19 protein-coding genes are annotated in these 24,790 nt (G+C 38.5%); 7 read left to right on the forward strand and 12 right to left on the reverse strand.

The window, feature by feature from the left end; genetic code table 11:
* Nucleotides 1-361: 361 nt before the first annotated feature.
* The gene (locus ACU696_RS13355) at nt 362-838 is read right to left on the reverse strand and encodes a GNAT family N-acetyltransferase (RefSeq protein WP_110731917.1); all 477 of its coding nucleotides are present in this window, start codon (nt 836-838) and stop codon (nt 362-364) included.
* A 418-nt stretch (nt 839-1,256) separates the two neighbouring features.
* On the opposite strand from ACU696_RS13355, the gene ACU696_RS13360 reads away from it, so the two are divergent.
* Nucleotides 1,257-2,873 carry an ABC-F family ATP-binding cassette domain-containing protein gene (locus ACU696_RS13360; protein ID WP_447343123.1) on the forward strand — a complete coding sequence of 539 codons (1,617 nt, stop codon included), beginning with the start codon at nt 1,257-1,259 and terminating at the stop codon, nt 2,871-2,873.
* Nucleotides 2,874-3,227: 354 nt separating this feature from the next.
* Here the strand turns inward: ACU696_RS13360 and ACU696_RS13365 are convergent, their stop codons facing one another.
* The 5 genes from ACU696_RS13365 to ACU696_RS13385 all read right to left on the reverse strand — a co-directional run bounded on the left by ACU696_RS13365 (nt 3,228) and on the right by ACU696_RS13385 (nt 8,831).
* The gene (locus tag ACU696_RS13365) at nt 3,228-3,431 is read right to left on the reverse strand and encodes a hypothetical protein (RefSeq protein WP_004910787.1); all 204 of its coding nucleotides are present in this window, start codon (nt 3,429-3,431) and stop codon (nt 3,228-3,230) included.
* Nucleotides 3,424-3,975, reverse strand: coding sequence for a PadR family transcriptional regulator (locus ACU696_RS13370; RefSeq protein ID WP_209101480.1), 552 nt, complete (start codon nt 3,973-3,975; stop codon nt 3,424-3,426). Before ACU696_RS13370 ends, ACU696_RS13365 begins: the two co-directional genes overlap by 8 nt.
* A gap of 271 nt (nt 3,976-4,246) precedes the next feature.
* Nucleotides 4,247-5,455 (reverse strand): tyrosine transporter TyrP, encoded by a 1,209-nt coding sequence (gene tyrP, locus ACU696_RS13375; RefSeq protein WP_004910783.1) that lies wholly within the window; start codon nt 5,453-5,455, stop codon nt 4,247-4,249.
* A 20-nt stretch (nt 5,456-5,475) separates the two neighbouring features.
* Nucleotides 5,476-7,416, reverse strand: coding sequence for a pyridoxal phosphate-dependent decarboxylase family protein (locus ACU696_RS13380; RefSeq protein ID WP_117162203.1), 1,941 nt, complete (start codon nt 7,414-7,416; stop codon nt 5,476-5,478).
* A 404-nt stretch (nt 7,417-7,820) separates the two neighbouring features.
* Nucleotides 7,821-8,831 carry an NAD(P)H-quinone oxidoreductase gene (locus ACU696_RS13385; protein ID WP_447343124.1) on the reverse strand — a complete coding sequence of 337 codons (1,011 nt, stop codon included), beginning with the start codon at nt 8,829-8,831 and terminating at the stop codon, nt 7,821-7,823.
* Nucleotides 8,832-9,195: 364 nt separating this feature from the next.
* Here ACU696_RS13385 and ACU696_RS13390 point away from each other — a divergent pair, with 364 nt between their 5' ends.
* Nucleotides 9,196-9,951: an FNR family transcription factor gene (locus tag ACU696_RS13390; RefSeq protein WP_004254821.1), complete on the forward strand. Its 756-nt coding sequence runs from the start codon at nt 9,196-9,198 to the stop codon at nt 9,949-9,951.
* A gap of 125 nt (nt 9,952-10,076) precedes the next feature.
* On the forward strand, nt 10,077-11,024 hold the full coding sequence (uspE, locus tag ACU696_RS13395; RefSeq protein WP_004910778.1) for a universal stress protein UspE: 948 nt from the start codon (nt 10,077-10,079) through the stop codon (nt 11,022-11,024).
* A gap of 49 nt (nt 11,025-11,073) precedes the next feature.
* On the opposite strand, the gene ACU696_RS13400 is transcribed toward uspE, so the two are convergent.
* On the reverse strand, nt 11,074-11,706 hold the full coding sequence (locus ACU696_RS13400; RefSeq protein ID WP_109912182.1) for a TetR/AcrR family transcriptional regulator: 633 nt from the start codon (nt 11,704-11,706) through the stop codon (nt 11,074-11,076).
* A 167-nt stretch (nt 11,707-11,873) separates the two neighbouring features.
* Between ACU696_RS13400 and ACU696_RS13405 the strand changes: the two genes are divergently transcribed.
* Entirely contained in the window at nt 11,874-13,070 is a 1,197-nt protein-coding gene (locus tag ACU696_RS13405) for an MFS transporter (protein ID WP_447343125.1), read from the forward strand.
* Between the two features lie 132 nt (nt 13,071-13,202).
* Here ACU696_RS13405 and pntB read toward each other — a convergent pair whose 3' ends face one another.
* Nucleotides 13,203-14,591, reverse strand: coding sequence for a Re/Si-specific NAD(P)(+) transhydrogenase subunit beta (gene pntB, locus ACU696_RS13410; RefSeq protein ID WP_004910772.1), 1,389 nt, complete (start codon nt 14,589-14,591; stop codon nt 13,203-13,205).
* Nucleotides 14,592-14,604: 13 nt separating this feature from the next.
* Nucleotides 14,605-16,134 carry a Re/Si-specific NAD(P)(+) transhydrogenase subunit alpha gene (gene pntA / locus ACU696_RS13415; protein WP_209101478.1) on the reverse strand — a complete coding sequence of 510 codons (1,530 nt, stop codon included), beginning with the start codon at nt 16,132-16,134 and terminating at the stop codon, nt 14,605-14,607.
* Between the two features lie 385 nt (nt 16,135-16,519).
* Between pntA and ydgH the strand changes: the two genes are divergently transcribed.
* Nucleotides 16,520-17,470, forward strand: coding sequence for a DUF1471 family protein YdgH (gene ydgH, locus ACU696_RS13420; RefSeq protein ID WP_109912180.1), 951 nt, complete (start codon nt 16,520-16,522; stop codon nt 17,468-17,470).
* A gap of 353 nt (nt 17,471-17,823) precedes the next feature.
* Complete coding sequence (locus ACU696_RS13425; protein ID WP_371021248.1) at nt 17,824-19,164, forward strand: basic amino acid/polyamine antiporter; 1,341 nt, start codon at nt 17,824-17,826, stop codon at nt 19,162-19,164.
* 283 nt (nt 19,165-19,447) lie between these two features.
* On the opposite strand, the gene hrpA is transcribed toward ACU696_RS13425, so the two are convergent.
* On the reverse strand, nt 19,448-23,347 hold the full coding sequence (gene hrpA / locus ACU696_RS13430; protein ID WP_109912178.1) for an ATP-dependent RNA helicase HrpA: 3,900 nt from the start codon (nt 23,345-23,347) through the stop codon (nt 19,448-19,450).
* A gap of 214 nt (nt 23,348-23,561) precedes the next feature.
* On the opposite strand from hrpA, the gene ACU696_RS13435 reads away from it, so the two are divergent.
* Nucleotides 23,562-24,161 carry an FMN-dependent NADH-azoreductase gene (locus ACU696_RS13435; protein ID WP_196723383.1) on the forward strand — a complete coding sequence of 200 codons (600 nt, stop codon included), beginning with the start codon at nt 23,562-23,564 and terminating at the stop codon, nt 24,159-24,161.
* 80 nt (nt 24,162-24,241) lie between these two features.
* On the opposite strand, the gene ACU696_RS13440 is transcribed toward ACU696_RS13435, so the two are convergent.
* Both ACU696_RS13440 and ACU696_RS13445 read right to left on the reverse strand, forming a co-directional pair.
* On the reverse strand, nt 24,242-24,571 hold the full coding sequence (locus tag ACU696_RS13440; RefSeq protein WP_004910759.1) for a YdbL family protein: 330 nt from the start codon (nt 24,569-24,571) through the stop codon (nt 24,242-24,244).
* On the reverse strand, nt 24,568-24,780 hold the full coding sequence (locus ACU696_RS13445; RefSeq protein WP_102140371.1) for a YnbE family lipoprotein: 213 nt from the start codon (nt 24,778-24,780) through the stop codon (nt 24,568-24,570). Before ACU696_RS13445 ends, ACU696_RS13440 begins: the two co-directional genes overlap by 4 nt.
* Nucleotides 24,781-24,790 lie beyond the last annotated feature (10 nt).

Genomic DNA, 24,790 nt, shown 5'->3' on the forward strand with positions numbered 1-24,790 from the left:
TCCATTAAATGAGAAAACAAGGAACAACAATTATTTTGATTATTAACCTGGTAAATATTAATAAAACGATATAACTGTCCTATATGCTAAATAAATACAACTAAGACAAAAGTAATAATTTTTTATTTTTTAACTATGTTAGTACGTGTAAACACAGTTATTAAATTAGCTATCTATCTAATTTAATAAAATTTTATCAGCATTTAAGTTAAGTGAAGTTGCCTTGTGTCACAAAAAGGTAGAATAGACAGATAAAAACAATAATAAGGCATTAATTGTATACATTTAATTCAATATATAAAAAATAAAGCCAGTCAATTAGTTTACTGGCTTTATTAATAACATTTGATTTGAATAAATATTAGCAAGCAAATTCAGCTATCGTTTTTTCGTCCATGCGGTAACGAACCCACTCATCCTGTGGTTGCGCACCTATACTTTTATAGAAATCAATCGCTGGCTGATTCCAATCAAGAACGCTCCATTCCAGACGCTGGCATTTTCGATCTACGGCCAATTTTGCAATATGTTTCAATAGTTTTTTTCCGGCTCCTGCCCCTCTATAATTAGGGGATACATATAAATCCTCTAAATAAATGCCACTATTACCTAACCATGTTGAATAACTTGTAAAGAATACGGCATACCCTGCTGGCTGCCCATCGACATAACAAATCAATGCTTCAGTGCTTGAATTTTCATCGAATAAGGAATTTTCGATATCAGCAACTGTAGCTTTCACTTCATGACGTGCTTTTTCGTAATCCGCAAGTTCAATGATCATATCTAATATCAAAGCGGCATCTTGGTGGGTTGCTGACTTTATTTCTACGTTCATGTGGGGCTCTCTTAGCTTTTGAATCCTAATTTTAAACGCTACCAACGAAGAACCCAATTCACAGCAGTATTATTCATTTCTTCGTGCATGATATAAGTATCATTTATATCTGTGGATATACTTAATTTAACAATAATAATCAAACAACGCATTTCTGGACATTGTTTGCCAAAGACTATGTTTGCTATGATTATCTCATGGATTAACTTAACAAATATTAAGGAGGCTAATCTATGCTGTTGTGTGATCTTATTGAATACTCACACTTCTTTGGTAATCGCCAGAGCTCAGGCTTTCACAGTTTTATACTGCGATAACCCTGCCTGAGCGAAGCCACTAAAGAAAATCTTCCCTCAGCTTACTGGGTTGTCGTGACGACTATGCCCTGGCATTTTTATGCCTAAAATTTGAGTAAGCTATGAGCACTTTATTAACTGTAAAATCACTAAATTACGATACTTCAACCTCGACTTTATTGAATGATATCTCTTTTACCGTTCAACAAGGCGACCGTATTGGTTTAATTGGCCATAACGGAAGCGGAAAAAGTACATTATTGAAGCTAATAACCCAGCAATTGTCCCCTAATAATGGCAGTATTACTTATGCGAACCACTGTGTTACTGCTTATATTGAACAACATTTACCCGATGATATTGCTTCCTTAACACTCCTTGATGCACTGGTTCAAAAATTACCTGAACAAGACAAAGTCACTGAACGCTGGCGGGCTGAAGTTTTATTATCAGAATTAGGTTTTACACCTGAACAGTGGGAACAAAAAGCTTATGCCATCAGTGGAGGGCAACATACTCGTTTGCTTCTAGGTCGTGCTTTAATTGAGCAGCCCGATTTACTACTACTTGATGAACCAAGTAATCATTTAGATTTACCCACACTTATTTGGTTAGGTAATTTCTTACAGTCATGGAAAGGCAGTTTCGTACTCGTGTCTCATGACCAGTCATTATTAGATAAGGTGAGTAACTGCACTTGGATTTTACGAGATAAATCACTGCATTTTTATCGGTTACCTTGCAGTGCAGCACGGCAAGCATTGAGTGAAAAAGACATTACTGATGCACGTCGTAATCAAGCCGAGCAAAAAGAAATTGACCGTATTGCATCAAGTGCCAAGCGCTTAGCTATTTGGGGGCATGTGTATGACAATGAAGCCTTGTCACGCAAAGCCAAGCAGATGGAAAAACATATTGATCGGCTTAAAGATGCCCAAACTGAGTTAACTGAAGGCTATCAATGGAAGCTTGCTTTAAATGGCAAAGCGATTCCTGCAGATAGAGTTTTGGAGTTGGAATACACTGTTGTTTCAACACCGAATGGAAATCAGTTGTTTAAAACGGCATTTCATCAAGTGAAAAGTGGTGACCGTATCGCCATCATGGGCGCTAATGGCTGTGGTAAATCGACACTATTACGTCTACTTTGGCAATGTTATCAACAAGATTTGCGTTATAGCTCGCAATTGAAGTTTCACCCAGCAATCAGTGCTGGTTATTATGACCAACAATTAGAGCAGCTAAATGATAATGATAGCCTACTAGAGGCACTACGTCATTTTGCACCTTTAACCGATGAACAACGAAAAATGGCCTTGATTGGCGCTGGTTTTGCTTATTCACGCCATCAACAGAAAGTAGTAACACTGAGTGGTGGAGAACGCGCTAGGTTATTGTTTATTGGTTTAAGTTTAGCTCAGTACGAGTTGATTTTATTGGACGAACCTACCAATCACCTTGATCTAGAAGGCAAGGAAGCGCTTTGTGAACAAATTAGCTTATTTTCTGGAGCATTATTGGTTGTAAGCCATGATAGATGGCTCATTGAAAATAGCTGCCAACGCTTCTGGTTTATCGATGATAATCGGCTAGAGGAATACCTTAATGTTGATGATATTTATCATAAAATCGAGCTGCAATCCCAGTCATTATTAACGCCTACACTTGGGAGAGATGTCTCTGTTAAATCGGCGATTAAAATTCCTTGTGAGGAACCTGCGCATGAAGATGACTACTAGAAAAATTACTGATATTAGAGCAAAAGTTACTTGCGGATCAAAAACGCAAACTAAGCCACCAAAAGCCACAGTTACAACAACAGTGGATAAATGAAATAGCCCAAATACACGCTAAATTGGGCTTATAACCGATACCCCCTGATGACGCTAAGTGATCAGGGGGCCTTCTCAATAAGTCGTATACTGATATAGGATGATAGTTACAGTTTACAAAATAATTATATGTACCCTAAAATTGACCTTATTGACGAAATAATAGAAAATTGAGTACTGTTATTCATCAATAATGAAAATAATTGCATTTATTCTTTATGCCTTTCGTATGAATAAAGATTTTGTAAACTATCCAAATTATTATTTTATTTTTTGTTTTTTAGCTCGCTTAAAATATGACGTTGGGACATTGGGGCAAACAACCTCTTTAAATTTAACATCTTTATTCGTATTCACAGGCGGTTCATTTTCAGAAGTAACCGGGTCGTTGCTCTGTGGTATTTTGCTTGTTTCTTTCATATATAAATGCTCTTTTGCTTGTATAATATCATTCGTTTTAGCCATTTGATTTTCCCTCTGCCACTAACACCGCATTAACTTGCTCAATTCGTTCCACTGCGCGGTTAATGATCTCAACGACTCTTGTTGTCTCTTCTTTTGTCAACTGTTGTATCACGATTTGGTGTCTCAACAATGACTTAAATTTATCTACAGCACATTCAATTTCATTAGCAAATTGATTACCTGCTTTTAATTCCTGTGCATATTTTAATTTTAGTTGAACTTCTGCCAATATTTCAGCTTTGAGTAATAAAAAACAGCGACCTTCTGGAGTAATCACATAACACTTGCGCCCTTTTCCATTATCTTTACCCGCTGAAATAAACCCTAACTCTTCTAATAACGTTAGAGTCGGATAAATTACACCCGGACTTGGACAATAAAAACCTGCCGATTCTTCTGCAATTTTTTTTATTAACTCATAACCATAATTAATTCCCCCCGTCAGTAAATGTAGGATATAAATCCTTAACTGTTTAGGGTTAAACATACGACTGACACTTTTACCGTTACACAAACACGGGTCTAGTTGTTGTTCACTGGCCATTAAAATTCTCAGGGTTATTTACTCTAAAACCGATATATCTAACATAATAGTTACTTTTACAGAAAATGCCAGCTTTAGATATATCTGTTTTTGTGCATAACGTGCTAATGATAATCATTCTTATATGGATTATACCGACTAAATGTCGATACAACAGTAAAAAATGTGCGGTAAATTGTCTAACTGAGTAAATTATGCCGTAAATTTGAGAAAGGCTTTAAGGAAAGGAACAAGCCAGCTATCAAAAGACAGCTGGCAAGTAAACGGTTTATTAGCCAATATTAGGTAATATGTTGAAAACAATCCCTAACTGAACACCAATAACTATAATGCCACAAATAAATACCAATGATAGACCTAATCCACCACCCAATACTTGATATTTCTGTGGGTTCAATGCCCTTGATTTAAATGCCATTGCACTAGGTAGTAATAAAGCTAGTATTGAAAGTGCAATTGCGGCATACCCTAATGCCATCACAAACCCTTTAGGATAAAATAAAGCAAAAACTAGCGGTGGTCCAAAGGTTAGTAAACCTGTTTGTAGACGCCCTGAAGCATTATCTTGACGTTTAAATAAGTCTGCTAAAAAGTCAAATAACCCTAAAGCAACCCCAAGGAAAGATGTCGCTAGAGCCAAGCTCATGAACATTTGTGCAATTAACTCTGTTTTTCCTGATTGAGCCACATCCTTAATTGCATCTAATAGTCCATTAAGCCCTGCGTTTTCAGCTAAAATACCAACGAACGTGGTTGTACCAATACTCCCTAAGGTTGCGATTTGCCATAAAATATAAGCAATCAATGGGATAGCACTTCCGATGATAAAAATAACCCGCAGTTTTTTGACATCCCCTCCCATGTATTTAACGATACTTGGGACGCTACCATGAAAACCAAATGAGGTAAAAAATACCGGTATCGCAGATAAAATGAGAACTTTTTCAGTTGGCGCAGCCAATAAATTTTGTTGCTCAACATGCGGTATCATTAATGCCAATATAATGACTAGGAAAACAATTTTTGCAGCAAATAAAATACGGTTGATAAAATCTACGGATGAAGTCCCGAAACATACAACGCCACCGCCAATGACGGTAAATACAACAATTCCCATCCAATCGGCCATTTCAATGGCAAAACTACTTTTTAAATTTGAAGTAATGATTTCCCCTGCACCACTGACATAAGCCGCTGTCAGTGCATACATAAGGAACATCATACTGAAACCCGTAATAAATTTGCCGCTAGACCCTAAATACCGCTGCGCAACACTACCAATCCCCGTTTCGTGGGATTCATGTTGATAAACCTCGACCAAAAGCAATGCTGTGTAACACATCAATGCCCATAACACTAATAACATAGCCAAGCTAACTAAAAACCCATTACCAGCAGCCGCGATAGGCATAGCTAACATACCTGCGCCAATCGTAGTACCTGCAACAATAAATACACTACCAAGTGTGCGATTTTTCATATTGAGATCCTAACAATCAATTAAATATTAATTTTATAATTGGAATGATTTGACTTATTTTCTTCATTAATGAGTTGTTGCAGTTTATCTTCAAAGATATTTTTTAACTCCGCCCAATAGGTTTCAAAATGTGCCCTATCACGCAAGCAATGCGTCATGATCGCTGCCCGTAGTACATAAATTGACCGCACTTTATGCCATTCGTTATCAGAGAACTGTGCATCTCGACATAAATTCAATGGATTATCACCATATTCGTCATAAGTTAGCGAAGTTGATGAGGTGAGAAAATCATTAGAATAACTCCGACCAGCTGCATAAGAGCATAATTCATATAGCCGCTTATTGAGCTGATTTTGCTTTTCTAAAGAGGTGTTTCCGATTTCACGAAACATAAAGTTAATCATATGAAAATCAGGCGTAGGCATCGCTATAATTGAAAATTGACGCTCATCAATAATGAAAGGCTCACATTGATTAATTTTGTCAATCATCCAATTAGCTGTGATGATCCCTGCGGCAATCACTTTTCCATACCCTAAAACATTTAATGGGACTAAGCGGTGTGCAGCCCATACCGCTGCGGCGGTTGCGCCCGCTTTTGATCCTTCCATGATGGAAGAGCCAAGTAATACATTTTGCGTTTTTTCTGCTTTACGCTGTTTTTCTTGCACTTCTTCAAATACATAAGCGGCATGGTAAGAAACCAAATCTACAATCCGCTTATCTTTCATACAAATTGCCCCCGCCGCATACGGAATAAACCCCACTTTATGAGGGTCAACGGTAATAGAATCAGCTTGGCTTAATGCTTTAAAACTTTCATACACATCGCGTTTTGGCCACACCATATTTTCAGGGAAAATTCCTTCACTATGATACCGTTGGATTAAATTCTCATACTCCATAAATTGATTTTCTTCATCACGAAACATCGCACAAGCGTATCCCGCATAAGCAGCATCGATATGCACATAAAAAGAAACACCAAAACGTTGCTCACATTCACGTCGTAGCTCAATGACTTCTTTGACATTGTCAATTGCGCCAGTTTCTGTGGTTCCCATAACGGCAACGACTGCTAAAATAGGTTCTTCTTGCTCAATCAATGCAAATACGGTTTCACGCATTTTACACACATCCGTTCGATAACTTGCATCAACGGGTAGTTGCACAATATTCTGTTGGCCTAAACCAAGAATATCCATCGCTTTCATCCATGAATAGTGTTTAGACTGAGGAACCAATAACTTACCGAGTTTTCCTTGCTCTATTCCAACGCCACGACAGGTCAGATCACGAATTTCTTCAAAAATTTGCTGTTTCTTTAATTCGTCAATTAAATCTAGAACTGTAGGCACTGAAAGATTGAGCAACTCTTTTTCGGTTTTCCCCTTTAGCAAGTATTGGGATTTTGGGTGCTGCATAACCGCCAACGGTAGTGTTTTAATATTTCTAGCCACCCATAATCCTTCATAGTTAGCTACTGTCCCACCTGATGTAATATGCCCCCAAGCATGTTGTACGTCATAACCAAACATGGCACATAAATCTAATCCGGCCTCTATTTCTAAAACGGTTGTCGTCGGAGAAGATTCTTGTGCACAATTATTAGGGTTGTACATCATCGCCATAACATAAGCTAAATTAGAAATCATCAGCGTATCTGCATTCATATGGCCCATATAACGTGGAGAGAACCATGGAACTGATGTTGTTTTTAATTTTGAAGAGAGTTGATTAAGAATACCTTCTGTACGATATAACGTATCTCGGTATTCAGGGGCATAGCGGTCAACGGTAGAGATAAGATCAGGGTCTTCTGGATGATAGCTAGAGCGCCAATGCATGTGTTCACTCACTGAATATTCCATCATTTCTTTGAAAAAGACAGCATTTTCAGATTTAGGGCCTAAAAACAATGCATCTACATTCATCTTTGCATTTTTAAAATTATTCATCATTACTACACCTTCAAACTGCAATTAGCAGCCGCTAGTTGCATTTAAGTCACTTAACTTAATATCATTGGAAAGTGCATAACGGGCTGTGTTTATATAAAAGATATCAATATATTAATGATATACATTTAAAAATATCATTTAAGGATTACTTATTGATAAACAAACCGTTAATGGCCAACTTGTTTATAGATATAATCTATTTTTATTAAATTATTAACAAACCAATTGGAATTTCATTCTAATTTGTGGACGAGCACAAAAAATCAAAATTTAGTTAACTGTAAAGAGATATTTACGCTAAAAAGACTTGATTATGTAAATTATTTGTTATAAATGGACTGGTTTTTACTATTATAAATATATCGTAATACAACAATAAAAACCAGATTAAAAAATTATAGTCAATTGTTTATTAGGATAATTTTACCAGTAAGGTCACCTGATTCCATATACTCATGAGCGTCTTTTACTTGGGCTAAAGGGTAGATCTTGTTAACAATAGGTTTAATTTCACCTTTTTGTAACATCCCCCAAACTTGTTCTTTGAGCTCTTGTGCGATCAAAACTTTTTCTTCAATAGTTCGAGAACGCATTGTTGATCCCGTATGAGTTAATCTTTTTACCATTAAAGGCATCATATTTAACTCTTTAGGGTTACCTTTCATCATCCCAATCTGGATAATGCGCCCAAACTTAGCAGCAACTTGATAATTTTTTGCAACATAATCGCCACCGATAATATCCACGACCATATCTACACCTCGAGAGGAGGTATAATTGAGCGTAGCCTCAACAAAATCATCTTTTCTATAGTTAACAGCACAATCTGCACCTAACGATTTTGCAACTTCAGCCTTATCCTCAGAACCAACAGTGATAATCACTGTTGCACCAAACGCTTTCGCTAACATAATCGCCACACTACCAATACCCGATGTTCCCCCGTGAATAAGTACTGTTTCGTCTTTTTTTAACTTGCCGATTTGAAAAACGTTTGCCCAAACAGTAAAAAAGTTTTCAGGTATTGCCGCCCCCTCGATAAAAGATAAATTCCCTAACGGTAAGGCGATGTGCTTATGCACTAGACAATATTCCGCATAACCGCCCCCAGCAACCAGCCCACAAACTTTATCACCTAGCTGCCATTCCGCTACATCATCCGCCTTGCCTACAATAGTTCCTGCAATTTCAAGCCCCATAATCGGTGAAGCATCAGCCGGTGGAGGATAAGATCCCTTACGCTGAAAAATATCAGGACGATTAACGCCCGCAGCTTCCACCTTAACAAGTAAATACCCTGCAGAAATTCTAGGTAACGGTTTATCAATTAATCGCAGCTTTTCTGACCCACCAGGTTCTATAATGTCAACAACTGTCATCGAAGTGGGTAAAGACTGTTGAGTAAGTGTCATTATAATCTCCTTATTGAGGTTAATTTGAAAAATTGATATTCATAAATTTATTTTCGTGTTAAATTAATGCTAATTAGTTTAATATTTCGTGCTCAAGCACTATAATTTTAAGTATTAATTACAATGGTGATATCTGTCATCTTTTTATCGTTTAGAGGGTGAAATTTAATCTATATCAAATTTTATATTTAGTAATCTTCTTTAATTTAGCATTAATATCTAAATTCACTAATTTCTTCCATGTTCTCTGATTGGTTTTTTTGTTTATTAAGTCGATTCTGTCATACATTACTACTTACCAGTTGCATTATCTTATGTTAAAATTGACTCATATCAATAATTTTAACTTGATTGAGCCTTAAATATGATCCCAGAAAAAAGAGTTGTTCGTCGCATCCAGTCTGGTGGTTGTGCTATTCATTGCCAGGACTGCAGTATTAGCCAACTTTGCATTCCTTTTACGCTGAATGAACATGAACTGGATCAACTTGATAATATCATCGAACGCAAGAAACCAATTCAAAAAGGCCAAGCTTTGTTTAAAGCAGGCGATGAGTTGCGTTCATTATATGCCATCCGCTCTGGTACAATAAAAAGCTATACAATAACCGAAGAAGGCGATGAGCAAATTACCGGTTTTCATTTAGCTGGAGACCTTGTTGGTTTTGACGCCATCATTCATACACAGCACCCAAGTTTTGCACAAGCACTTGAAACATCAATGGTTTGTGAAATACCTTTTGAAACATTAGATGATTTATCAGGCAAAATGCCTAATTTACGTCAGCAAATTATGCGTTTAATGAGCGGTGAAATTAAAGGTGACCAAGAAATGATCCTTTTATTATCTAAGAAAAATGCGGAAGAACGTTTAGCTGCATTTATTCTTAACCTCTCACACCGCTTTGCAGAACGCGGTTTTTCACCAAGAGAATTTAGATTGACCATGACTCGTGGAGATATTGGTAACTATCTTGGATTAACTGTTGAAACCATCAGCCGTTTATTAGGCCGCTTTCAAAAAAGTGGCATGCTGAGTGTTAAAGGTAAGTATATCACCATCGAAGATATGGCTAAACTGACTGATATTGCTGGTAAAGTTTCCGCAATTACATGCTAATATCCCTAAACGGATCACGTTATCAGTGATCCGTTTTCATTTTTTTCCCTAGATTTCTTGCCTATTTAATCTCAATATCATAGTTTATCTATATGGAAATATCCGTGTATCGAGAGGATTTCAATATGGCAAACTATAAAAATCTGCTAGTTGCAATTGACCCAAATCAGGATGATCAACCTGCATTAAGACGTGCTGTCTACATCGTGCAGCGTAATGGTGGACGGATAAAAGCGTTTTTGCCTATCTACGACCTTTCCTATGACATGACAACATTACTGTCCCCTGAAGAGCGTAATGCCATGCGTAAAGGTGTAATAAGCCAAAAAGCAGCGTGGATCAAACAACAAGCTCATTTCTATCTTGAAGCAGGCATTGATATTGAAATTAAAGTTATTTGGCACAACAAGCCATATGAGGCCATTATTCAGGAAGTTATCAGTGGTGAACATGACTTATTACTGAAAATGGCACATCAAACCGATAATTTCGAGTCAATTATTTTTACCCCGTTAGACTGGCATTTACTCCGAAAATGCCCTGCTCCTGTCTGGATGGTGAAAGATAAAGTATGGCCAGACCACGGTTCCGTGGTTGTTGCCGTTAATTTATCAAATGAGGAATCTTATCACGATGACCTCAATATTAAATTGGTCGAAAAAACAAAAGACTTAGCAACACGCATTATTAAAGAACAGGAAATTCATTTAGTAAGCGCATATCCTGTTGCGCCAATGAATATTGCCATAGAGTTGCCCGATTTCGACCCGAGCTTATATAACAACGCACTACGTGGCCAACATTTAATTGCGATGAAAGAGCTACGGCAAAAATTTGGGATTGATGAAAAGTACACCCATGTCCGTGAAGGCCTACCTGAAAAAATTATTCCTGACATGTGTGAAGAATTACATGCGGGGGTTGTGGTGCTGGGTATTTTAGGCCGTACAGGGATTTCAGCGGCCTTTTTGGGGAATACCGCAGAGCATGTCATCGATAAGCTAAAATGTGATTTATTAGCGATTAAACCTGACGGCTTTGTCTGCCCTATCACCCCTGCTGATGAAGATTAATTAATCATTTAAAAATTGCTCCCCCTAATTCACTAACTAGGGGAGCAATTCAATCCTGATTCTGTTTATGTTGGCTGGAATTAAGTACTGGCCAAACCTGCATAGCATTAAAAATAACTTGATTCAGCCTCTCAAGTTCAATTCCGTCACACGCTTGGATGGTAAAACCATCAATTACCGTGATATAAAAATCAACGATAGCTTCAATCGGTGCATCTGGTGCAACATCGCCATCAGCAATACCTTTGCGCATACGCTCTAGTAGAATCTCTTGATAGCTCTTACGTTTTTCTTGAACGTTTAATTGCACATCTTCGATTTGCTTCGCCCCATTCATTGCCGCAGTAATCAACATACAACCTGCGGGTTTGTTTGGCTGAATTAGCCTTTTGGCGCTTTCGTACATCAGTAATTCAATCGCAATTTTCGCCGTTTTAGCTTGCTTTACGATAGACAAAATAGGGCAAGCTTCATTCATCAAATAATAATCAATACATTGATTAAACAACGATGCTTTATCACCAAAAGCACAGTAAAGACTAGGTGCGGTGATACCTAGCTCATGAGTTAAATCGCTAATTGAGGTTGCAACATAGCCATTTCGCCAAAAAAGTAACATGGCTTTAGCTAATGCATCTTGTTGGTCAAAGCCTTTAGGCCGCCCGCGTTTTATTTGATTCATCTTCTCACTTTACTCGCAGTCAACTCACGATGCCATAACTATTTTATAGTGGTCACTACAAAAATAATTGACAGCGCCTAAATTTGCATAAAGAATAGCACTATAATTTTATAGCGGTCACTATAAAATTATTTTTTTGTAAATAACTCAATTTTCATGGAAAGCAAATGACAACAACTCATTTTTCTTCGCACAATGGTAACTGGCTTTCACTATTATCTGCAACTTTTGCTTGCTTCATTATTGTTACTGGTGAATTTTTAGCGATTAGCGTCCTGAATAATATCGCTTATGATTTCCAAATATCAACAGGTACTGCAGGACTTACCGTGACAGTCACATCTATCGCAGGTATGGTATCCTCCCTATTTGTTCCCATTTATGCAAAAAATATCGATAGACGCCAAGTATTACTTTTCTTAGTTGCTCTCATGATATTAGCCAACGCAATTACGGCTTTCGCTTCTAATTTTAGTTTAGTTTTATTAGGTCGTTTCGCATTAGGAATTGCATTAGGGGGTTTTTGGGGTGTTGCTGCTGGCTTAGTCGTACGTTTAGCACCTAAAAACATGTCAATTACCACATCCGTAACAATATTTTTTTCGGCAGTCACATTAGTTACCGTACTCGGCGTACCTCTAGGCGCTTGGCTATCTGATAACTATGGTTGGAGAACACCTTATATTGCATTAGTCATTGCGGGCGCTATCGCATTTTTAATGCAGTATTTTTCTTTACCATCATTAAAGCCGTACTCGTCTATGCAATGGAAAGAGTTATTATTGATGCCCTCGCACCCTATTGCACGTAAAGGGTTAGTTATATTCACACTGATTTTTTTAGCACATTTCTCTGCCTATAATTATTTTACGGTATTCTTTAAACAAACCGCAGGCTTTATCGAAGGGCAAATTTCAGCATTATTACTCTTTTTTGGAGTGGCTAGCGTCGTTGGCAATATACTGGCAGGTTATGTCGGAAAACATAATGTTCGTTATAATTTTGCGATTAGTGCACTTTTATTGGCCTTAGCTTTTCTCGCATTATCTGTTTTAGATTTTAATTGGGCAATCAGTATCATATTTGTTTTTTCATGGGGAGTTGCTGCGGGTATGGTTCCTGCAACAATCAACATGTGGATGCACGTTCATGTTCCAGAATTAACCGAAAAAGGTTCAGCTTTGATTACCTTTATGTTTTTAATTTTAATTACTATTGGTAGCTTAGTGGGAGGATATGTCATGGATAATTTCAATGGCGGAGTTCTCATGATGAGCATGCTCATAATATCAACACTAGCGTTTTTATTAGTGTTTACCTTTGCTCGAGGGCTAACCAATTGCGCTCGATTTTGCCTCAAATGATGCGTTTATAAGACTGCATCACATAAACTGATTTAACTCTCAAATATCAAGAAGGGGTGACTGGAATTAACCAATCCCCCCTTCTTATTTACTTTGCTAATTTTTTTTGAAATGAATTAGTAACTCATTAAATTACAATGCACGTAAGATTGCATCAACGCTATCTTTCGCATCACCAAACAACATCTGCGTATTTTCTTTGAAGAATAATGGGTTTTGTACCCCAGCATAGCCAGTATTCATTGAACGTTTAAATACAATGACATTGCTTGCTTTCCAAACTTCAAGAACTGGCATACCTGCAATTGGGCTGTTTGGATCTTCTTGAGCCGCTGGGTTAACCGTATCGTTAGCACCAATAACAAGAACGGTATCGGTATCAGAGAAATCATCATTAATTTCATCCATTTCCAATACGATATCATAAGGTACTTTAGCTTCGGCTAATAATACGTTCATATGGCCAGGTAAACGCCCAGCTACAGGGTGAATACCAAAACGCACATTAATACCACGTTCACGTAGTTTAGTGGTGATATCCGCAACAGGGTATTGTGCTTGTGCAACCGCCATACCATAGCCTGGAGTGATAATTACCGATGTTGAATTTTTCAACATTTCAGCGACTTCTTCTGCCGTGCTTTCACGGTACTCACCCATTTCTTCTTCTGTGCCTGTTGAAGAGCCATCTGTACCGAAGCCTCCTGCAATAACACTGATAAACGAACGGTTCATCGCCTTACACATAATATAGGACAGAATCGCACCTGAAGAACCGACCAATGCCCCTGTGACGATCAACAAGTCATTGCTTAACATGAAACCTGCCGCTGCAGCAGCCCAACCTGAATAAGAATTCAGCATTGAAACAACCACAGGCATATCCGCTCCACCAATTGATGCCACTAAATGCCAGCCAAAAGCTAAAGCAATCGCAGTCATGATTAGCATCAAGAAGACTTGTAAGCCCACACTTTCTGTTTTAACGAAAATCACTAACAGAATGAATGAAACAACTAACGCCGCTAAATTCAGTTTATGGCGATTAGGTAACATCATCGGTTTTGATGACATTTTTCCTGATAATTTACCATAAGCGACCACTGAGCCAGTGAAGGTAACCGCACCAATGAAGATCCCTAAGAAAACTTCTGTTAAATGAATGTTTTCCATCACAACATCAGCGTGCCCTTCACTTGCGATAAAGCTGTTGAAACCAACCAGCACTGCTGCTAAACCGACAAAACTATGTAAAATAGCCACCAGCTCAGGCATTTCTGTCATTTCAACTTTTTTCGCTAAGCGAATACCAATCACTGCACCAATAACCATCGCAACGATCATCCAGCCCACATTAGCACTGTGAGGACCTAAAATCGTGGCTACCAATGCAATAGCCATCCCGATGATGCCGTAAGTATTCCCTCGTTGGGAGCTTTCATGACGGGATAGCCCAGCAAGGCTGAAAATAAATAGGATAGCAGCAACTATATAAGCTGCTGTCACAATTCCACTCGACAACATAAGTTACCCCTTACCCTTTACGAAACATTTTTAACATGCGTTGGGTTACAGTGAACCCACCAAAAATATTGATACTGGCGATCAATATGGCGATAAAGGATAAGAAGCTTACCCAGCCACCGTTTCCAATCTGGAGCAAGGCGCCCACGACGATGATCCCTGAAATAGCATTAGTGACTGACATTAACGGTGTATGCAATGCATGAGTGACATTCCACACCACGTAATAACCGACCACACAAGCTAATGCGAATACCGTAAAGTGCGATAAAAACTCTTTTGGCGCTGAATTAGCGAACCAACCAAACAAGATGATGGCTAATGCCATCAAGCCATATTTCAGCGTCGGTGACATCTTTTTCTCAGGCGCTTTAACTTTTTCAACCGATTGCGGTTTCGCCTGCGGTTGAGCAGATACCTGAATTGGGGGGGCAGGCCAGGTGATTTCACCTTGCTTAATCACTGTGACACCGCGAATAACCAGATCGTCAAAATCAATGTTGATTTCACCGTCTTTTTCTTTGCATAGCAGTTTCATCAAGTTAACAAGGTTTGTTCCATATAACTGTGATGATTGAGTTGGCAAACGGCTTGGTAAATCAGTGTAGCCAATGATTTTTACGCCATTGTCAGTCACAACCAACTTATCTGCTTGAGTTAATTCACAGTTTCCCCCAGTTTGCGCCGCTAAGTCGACAACCACACTCCCTGGTTTCATTGATTCAACCATTTCCTTGGTAATCAATTTAGGTGCGGGTTTACCTGGGATCAGTGCCGTAGTCACAATGATATCGACTTCTTTCGCCTGGGCAGCGAACAATTCCATCTCAGCTTTAATAAATGCTTCTGACATCACTTTGGCATAGCCATCGCCACTACCAGCCTCTTCTTTGAAATCTAGCTCAAGGAATTCAGCTCCCATACTCTGAACTTGCTCTTTCACCTCAGGGCGAGTGTCAAAAGCGCGAACAATAGCGCCTAAGCTACCTGCTGCACCAATTGCAGCAAGACCAGCAACCCCAGCACCGATGATCATGACTTTCGCTGGAGGCACTTTACCTGCTGCCGTAATTTGCCCCGTAAAAAAACGGCCAAATTCATGAGCAGCTTCAACAATTGCACGGTAGCCTGCAATGTTTGCCATTGAACTCAGCGCATCAAGTGACTGGGCACGTGAAATACGTGGCACGGCATCCATCGCCATCACGTTAATTTTCCGAGCTTTTAACGCTTCCATTAGCTCAGCATTTTGTGCCGGCCAAATGAAACTCACCAGTGTTGCCCCTTCTTTTAACAGAGGAATTTCATCATCCAGTGGCGCGTTGACTTTAAAAACGATATCCGCAGCAAATGCAGTATCACGATCAACGATTTCTGCCCCCGCTTGTTCGTATGCTACATCATCAAAACTGGCTAAATGACCCGCATTTTGTTCTACACAGACAGAAAAACCTAACTTAAGAAGTTGAGTCACTGTTGATGGTGTAGCTGCAACACGCGCTTCATTGGCAAGTCTTTCTCTTGGTATACCAATACGCATAATGTTCCCTTTTTAATGCCTAACGTAATGTTGTTAATAGAGTGTTTGCTAAAATAATGACTATCATCACAGAGAAAAGTCTTATTTTGTGCATAAACAGATTTTTAATGTTCTAATAACCTACTGAAAATAAGCTTCTTGATCCATAATTGATCTCGATTCTTAGACAGTAAATGGAATTCGCAGTGAAAATCTTAGTTTTAGGTCAATAAAATACTGGATACTTTAAAAAATCTGGTAAATTTAACTAGTCAATAATTATTTATTTCTCATAAAAAGAAAATCATGAGACAACGGGTTCCGTTACGTGTAATAATCACGTACATGTGATACAACTAAGATTCAGCATGTTTATAATAAATTGCGCAAGGCGGAAGGATTTTGTATGAAGCTGAAAACTACGGTCATCGCAGCCGCGGTGTTATCATTAACTAGTATAACGGCTACTCAGGCGGCTGTTGAATTGACGCCAAAACAGGCTACTGAATTAAAACCTTATGAGCGTATAACAGTTACCGGGCGCTTTAATGCTATTTATGAAGCATCCGATGCAGTCTCCCGTAGGGCTGATAAAATGGGGGCATATGCCTTTTACATTCAAAGCCTTGATGATGTAGGTGATAGCGGCAACATGCGTGTTGTTGCAGATGTCTACGCAAAAGATGCACCAGAAGTTGGTACACCGAAACGTCGTGTATTCGGTGGTGTTGAAGAAATGTCAAAAACTGACGCAACAGAATATGAGCCTTTTGATACTGTTACGGTAAGCGGTTTTTACCCTTCTCAACCAGACCTCTATGAGGCTATTGCTAAAAAAGCCCTTGAAAAAAATGCAGCCTCATTCTATGTGGTTCGTAATATCGCAATGAATGATGGTGGAAACACATTAGCAACGGCTTACATCTATAAGAAAGATGCCCCGAAACGACAAGTACTTAATGAAGACGCAGTGGTTCCTGCTGATTCAGAAGCTGGTCGAGCTCTATTAGCTGAAGGCGGTGAAGCAGCTAAAAAAGTACGTATCCCAGGTGTTGCATCTTCTGAAGAGCCAACAAGCGCAGTCGGTCGTTTCTTTGAAACCTCTAGCAGCCAGCCAGGTCGTACTAGTGTGACTCTGCCAAGTGGCTATGTTATTGAAGAAGTGAACAAAACAGCAGCAGCTCAAATGGTTCCATTTGACTCTATTACATTCTCAGGATATTACACCAATACGCCAGAAGTACGTTACCAAATAGCAAAACGTGCTGAAGCTAAAGGGGCTAAGTATTTCCATATTACAAGAGAATGGCAATCTAATGGTGGAAGTGTCACCATCAGTGCTGACTTGTTTAAATAACCCAGTATTACGTGATGTTAAAACCAGCCTACTCGGCTGGTTTTTTTGTTTTTATACTTTCTCTTTACGTTATTTATTTTCTTTGGCTCTATTCACTTCCATTCTTTTAAAAAAGTGCATAAAACATCTTTAAAAATGCATACATTGCCATTGCATATCTGTCATTTCGTTCGTAGAATCCACACCTATGAAAACATGTAGTCATTCTATCTGCTTTTTTAATGGCTACTAGTTAAACTAATTATTGCAATGGCATTTTAACGTCATTTTAACTTTTGATTTCTGAACGTTCAGGATTTACTTTGAAAAATACTTTGAGTCTTACCGCACTAACAGCGCTAGTTCTTAGCTCAATGGTTGGCGCCGGTGTTTTTAGTCTCCCTCAAAATATGGCGGAAGTTGCCAGCCCACTCGCATTAATAATTGGTTGGTCAATTACAGGTGTGGGTATCCTCTTTTTAGCATTTGCCCTATTGTTACTTTCCCGCATACGTCCTGACCTTGACGGTGGAATATTTACTTACGCAAAAGTCGGCTTCGGGGAATTAATTGGTTTTTGTTCAGCCTGGGGGTATTGGCTATGTGCGGTAGTTGCCAATGTGTCTTATCTCGTTATCGTATTCGCAGCAATCAGTTTTTTTACGGATACGCCTGATAACATTGTTTTTGGTGATGGGAATACATGGCAAGCTCTAATCGGAGAGTCCATACTTCTCTGGTTTGTTCATTATTTAGTTCTTCGAGGGGTACAGACAGCCGCTGGGATTAATAAACTTGCTACAATGGCAAAATTGGTTCCTCTTGGCTTATTTATTGTATTGGCTTTTTTTGCGTTTAAACTTGATATTTTCAATGCAGATTTTAGTGGTATCGAATTTGGTGTTCCGGTTTGGGAACAAGTTAAAGATACCATGCTGATTACACTCTGGGTATTTATTGGTATCGAAGGTGCTGTTGTCGTTTCTGCTAGAGCTAAAAATCGCCGTGATGTTGGCTTAGCAACAATTTTTGCAGTAAGTTCTGCATTAATTATCTACATTCTTGTTACCTTACTTTCCCTAGGTATCATGCCTAGAGCTGAACTCGCAGAAATAAAAAACCCATCCATGGCTCCGCTCATGGTAAATTTAATTGGTTCGAGTGGTGATATTATTATTGCGGCAGGCCTAATTATTTCCGTTTGTGGGGCTTATCTAAGCTGGACTATTATGGCTGCGGAAGTACCTTATATCGCAGCCCAATATCAATCATTCCCTAAAATATTCAACAAATTAAATAAAAATGATGCACCATCATCTTCTTTATGGCTCACCAATGGTGCAGTACAACTATCTTTGGTTCTTATTTGGCTTAGTGGGAGTAATTACAACACATTGCTTACCATCGCCTCTGAAATGATTTTAGTCCCTTATTTCCTTGTTGGCGCATTTTTAGTAAAAGTGGCTTTTGAACGTCATAATAAAGCATTACTTGCCGTTGGAGCTATTGCCAGCCTTTATGGTTTATGGCTGCTTTATGCATCAGGGTTAATTAATTTGCTATTATCTGTCGTTTTGTATGCTCCAGGTATTTTGGTCTTTTTCTATGCTCGTCAGCAGCAAACCAACCAAATGCCATTAAAAGCGATTGAAAAAATTATGGCATATGCCATTGCGATAGCCGCTATTCCTGCGCTCTATTATTTGGTTGCCTAGTCTTATATAAAGGGCTTAATTTTTATGAGTAAATTTAAGCCCTAATCTGCTGCAAAATCCTAGTCCCTGGTCGCTTAATAGCCCAATAATTTTCTATTACCCCCACCTCTTTCACTATTTTTCGCTCTCTTATTTTAGTGAAAATGACTGTTGTACGAACTCGAAAGTTTATATTTTTAATTTCCTTTAGTATGTTGTAACTAAATAAGCCAAGATTAACTAAAATAAAAAACGCTTCACATAAACAATATGTGAAGCGCCAATGAGTAAAAAATAATAGTTCTTACAGCTGTTGTGATAAGTGTTCCATCAACTGCATAATGCGTTTATCCGAAATTGGGTATGGTGTTCCAAGCTGTTGGGCAAACAAGCTAACTCGCAATTCTTCAATCATCCAACGAATTTCTTGAACTTCTGGCATATTTCTCTGAATTGGAGATAATTTAGCTAGCCATTGTTGCCACATATTCTGAACATGCTCTACCTTACTCATTTGAGCACGATCTCGGTTAGGGTCAATCGCTAATTTTTCTAATCTCCGCTCTATTCCATTTAAATAACGAAGAATATCAGGTAAGCGCTTCCAACCATGAGTGGTCACAAAGCCTTTAAATACCAAATTCGACATTTGTGTTTTTATATCCGATAACGCTATCGCCATCGAAAAATCAACCCGCCCTTTTAGACGTTTATTGATAGCAAACACCGCTGTTAATATTTGTTCAACTTGCTTAGCAATATTAACAACCACATCATTTAATTCTGCACGTGCAAACTCTTTCAGTTTTTCAAACTGCACTTCATCCCATACCGCACCACCAAAATCAGCAATTATTTGGTCGACGCCACAAGCAATACAGTCATCAATTAACTCTAATACCTTACCATAAGGGTTAAAATACAGACCTAATTTTGATTTATTTGGTAATTTTTCATGTAGATATTTAATTGGCGATGGAATGTTTAACAGCAATAACCGACGCACTCCGGCCCACATTGCTTGCTGTTGTTCCAATTCGGTTTCAAATACCTTGATACCAACGCTATTTTTCTCATCGACTAACGCAGGATAAGCTTTAACGGAATATCCGCCTCTTTTTTGCTCATAACGTTGAGGTAATTCGCCAAAACTCCAAATATGTAACCCGTGTTGCTCAATACCGTCATCCACAACTTCAGATAACGTTTCTTGCACTTTTTCTTTTAAGCTATTTTTTAGCTCATCAAGATTTTGCCCTTCCGCAACGGTTTTATTTTTGTCACCCACAACACGATACGTCATTTTTAAATGGGCTGGAAGCTGCGCTAATTGCCATGATTCACGTTCAACAGTGACACCTGTCATACGGCGTAATTCACGTTCAAGTTTATCCAATACGCTGCCTTCAGGCTCTGGCACTCGTTCTAAAAATGCAGAAGCATAATTAGGTGCAGGGACAAAATTTCGTCTAATAGGTTTAGGTAGTGATTTAATTAAAGCAACGATTAGCTCATGACGCAGCCCAGGAACTTGCCAATCAAAGCCAATATTCTGAACCTGATTTAATACAGCAAGAGGTATATGTACCGTCACACCATCAGCATCAGTTCCAGGTTCAAATTGGTAACTCAACCGAAATTTTAAATCTCCTTGATGCCAATAGTTAGGGTAATCAAGTGCCGAAACATTGCTGGCATCCTCTTTAATCAGCATACTTTTTTCAAAGCTTAACAGGTCAGATTGTTGCTTAGATGCTGTTTTCCACCAATTATCAAAATGACGGGAAGAAATCACATCATTCGGGATACGTTGGTCATAAAATGCAAATAATGTTTCATCATCAACTAAAATGTCACGTCGACGTGATTTATGCTCCAAATCCTCTACTTCTGATAATAATTTCAGATTTTCTTTAAAGAATGCGTGGCGAGTGACCCAATCCCCTTCAACCAAAGCGTGACGAATGAATAACTCACGGCATAGTAATGGGTCAATATTCCCATAGTTAACCTGCCTTGACGCAACAATAGGTAGCCCATATAGAGTCACTTTTTCGGATGCCATTACCGCGCCTTCAGATTTTGACCAATGAGGCTCACTATAACTATGTTTAGTTAAATGTTCAGCTAAGGGTTCAACCCACTCAACATCGATGGATGCGGCAATTCTTCCCCATAATTTCGATGTTTCAACAAGTTCCGCAACCATTGTCCATTTTGGTGGTTTTTTAAACAACCCCGAACCTGGGAAAATAGTAAAACGTGCATTTCTAGCCCCAGTGAATTCGTGTTTATCGGCATCTTTTTGACCAATATGTGAAAGTAACCCAGCCAATAGCGAAACGTGAATACTTCGAAAATCAGCCTCAGAACTATTAATTGCAAAACCTTGCTCTTTTACCACTTGCCTCAGCTGAGTATATAAATCTTGCCACTCTCGAATACGTAAATAATTGAGAAAATCTTGGCGGCACATTTTTCTAAATTGGGCGTTAGAAAGCTGCGTTTGTTGTTCTTTTAAGTAATCCCAAAGATTTAAAAAGGCTAAGAAATCTGATTGCTTATCATGGAAACGGCGATGTTTTTCATCAGCAGCTTGCTGTTTATCTAACGGTCTCTCCCGCGGATCTTGAATTGATAATGCAGAAACAATCACCATTGTCTCACGTACTGCACCATGTTTACGTGCTTCAATCACCATCCGAGCAAGTCTTGGGTCAACAGGAAGCTGAGCTAGCTGCCGACCTGTATCTGTCAATTGATAGCCTTTATCTGCCTGTTTGTGGGACTTAATTGCACCTAGCTCTTCCAGTAATTTCACACCATCTTGGATATTACGTTTATCTGGAGCCTCTACAAATGGAAATGCAGAAATATCACCAAGACCAATAGAAGTCATTTGTAATATAACTGATGCTAAATTCGTCCGTAAAATTTCAGGGTCTGTAAACTCTGGGCGTGATAGAAAGTCATCTTCTGAATATAAACGAATACAAATCCCATCGGAAACACGGCCACAGCGCCCTTTACGTTGATTAGCGGAAGCCTGAGAGATAGCTTCAACAGGGAGACGCTGTACTTTTGTACGGTAACTATAACGACTAATACGTGCATAACCGGTATCAATGACATATTTGATACCAGGTACAGTTAATGATGTTTCTGCTACGTTTGTTGCAAGAATGATCCGACGTCCTCCATGAGGATGAAAGATGCGATTTTGCTCACTATTAGAAAGCCTTGCGAATAATGGTAAGATTTCAGTATGACGTAAAGAAAGTTTTGATAACGCATCTGCGGTATCACGAATTTCCCGCTCACCACTCATAAAAATCAATATATCGCCATTACCTTCAACAGATAGCTCATTTACTGCATCTATAATCCCATCTATTTGGTCACGGTCGCTATCGTTCTGATCTCCCATAATAGGACGATAACGGACTTCAACCGGATAGGTACGGCCAGACACTTCAACAATCGGAGCATGATTAAAGTGTTTCGAAAAACGTTCTGGGTCAATAGTTGCTGATGTAATAATAACTTTTAAATCAGGGCGTCTTGGTAATAATTGACGTAAATAACCTAAAATAAAGTCGATATTGAGGCTTCTTTCGTGAGCTTCATCGATGATAATAGTGTCATATTGCAACAGCAATTTGTCATTTTGTAGTTCCGCAAGCAAGATACCATCAGTCATCAATTTGACTTGAGTTGTTTCACTCACTTGGTCACTAAATCGCACTTTATAGCCAACATTTGAACCTAATTCACATTCAAGTTCTTGAGCAAGACGTGTCGCGACTGAGCGTGCGGCTAAACGTCTTGGCTGAGTGTGGCCTATAAATCCTAGGACCCCTCTGCCAAGTTCTAGACAAATTTTTGGAATTTGGGTGGTCTTTCCGGAGCCCGTTTCACCTGCAACAATAACTACTTGATGCTTTTTAATGGCATCTAAAATAACCTCTTTTTTCTGGCTGACGGGTAAATTATCCGGATACACAATTTTAGGCACATTTAATCGTTTAATTTCAACTTTTTGTTTGGCCTTTTCAATATCTATTTTAATAGCGTCAAGTACCGCAGAGCGCGATTTTTCGTTCTGGATCTTTGCAATACCTTGCACTCTTTTCTTTAGTAACCATTGGTCACGTAATGAAGTTTGTCCAATATCAGCGGTTAATGCTGTCAGAATGGATTTCACCTGTTAAATCCTTATCTTTAATAAATTTCAATACACGCTAGCCAATCCACTTCGCAATTTGTAAGGGCTAAATTTCGTTTTTATTTTTAATTGTTATTATCACATAAAAATACCATCAATTTTTTTGAAGAAGGCTATCTAATTTTTTTCCTATCAATCAGTTACACCTTACGTATCATTACCAATAAAGTTTTACCTAAAAATAGAGGAACACATGAGTAAAGTATTACTATTGAAATCAAGTATTCTGGCTGACTATTCACAAAGCAATAAAATGGCAGATTACTTTATTCAACAATGGCAGGAAAAACACTCAGCAGATACAGTAACTGTACGAGATTTAGTCAAAGAGCCAATTCCAGCGATTGACGGTGAAATTTTAGCAGCTTTTAGCCCGAGTGACACGAAAACAGAACAACAACAAGCACATTTAGACCTGTCAAATACGTTGATTGATGAAATTAAAGCTCACGATGTGATTGTTATTACAGCTCCAATGTATAACTTTACGATTTCTTCTCATTTAAAACATTACTTCGACTTTATCGCTCGCTCAGGGCACACGTTTAAATATACAGAACAAGGTTCTGTTGGCTTATTAAAAGACAAGCGTGCCTATGTATTAACGAGTCGAGGTGGTATCTATAAAGGTACACCAACAGATACCATGGTGCCTTATTTAACATTATTTTTAGATTTCATTGGCATTACAGACGTTGAGTTCGTTTTTGCTGAAGGAACATCGTTAGGCCAAGAGTCCGTTGAACGAGCACATCAACAAGCACAAAACCATATAAATACTATTATCGCTTAAGATATAGTCTTTTTAAGTCATATATTATTAAAACCCAAAGCTACCATTGTTATATTTTGCGCACTTTCTGAGTGCGCTTTTTATTTCTTTTGTAACCATTGGCCATTAATGCCACGCACAAACTCCCCAGGACTTGCCCGTTCTACGAGTTTTTGCCCTGCTATCCTAGCGACCTCATTTGTTTTTAGGTTATTTTTTGCAGCAATTTCGCTGTATCTTTTTTCTCGTTCTTGGTTAATTTGTGCTGCTAGCTTAGTTGCCTCCTGGTTACTCGTATTAATCGGAGCTAAATAGCCCGACAGTGTTTCCCCTAATAGGCCTGTTTCTTTGGCTTCATCAACCGTAATTGCTATCGTCTGAAAAGCAGTCAATAATGAACATAGTGCTAGTACCTTGATAATTCGACTCATTTAGGATTTACCTCACCGAACAAATCACTATTTTCTTTCAATAATTCTTCTACTTGCCTATCCGCTTTTATTTGGATTTCATGTTCAATTTTTACATTCATATTAATATTGATGGGCTTATCCGGTGTTGCGACCTCAACTCGCAAGCAAGCTGATAACAACAATGCGATCGATATAGCTGTAGTGAATTTTAATATTTTCACGTTCATTCTTATGCTC

The sequence above is a fragment of the Providencia sp. PROV_01 genome, assembly GCF_053098325.1.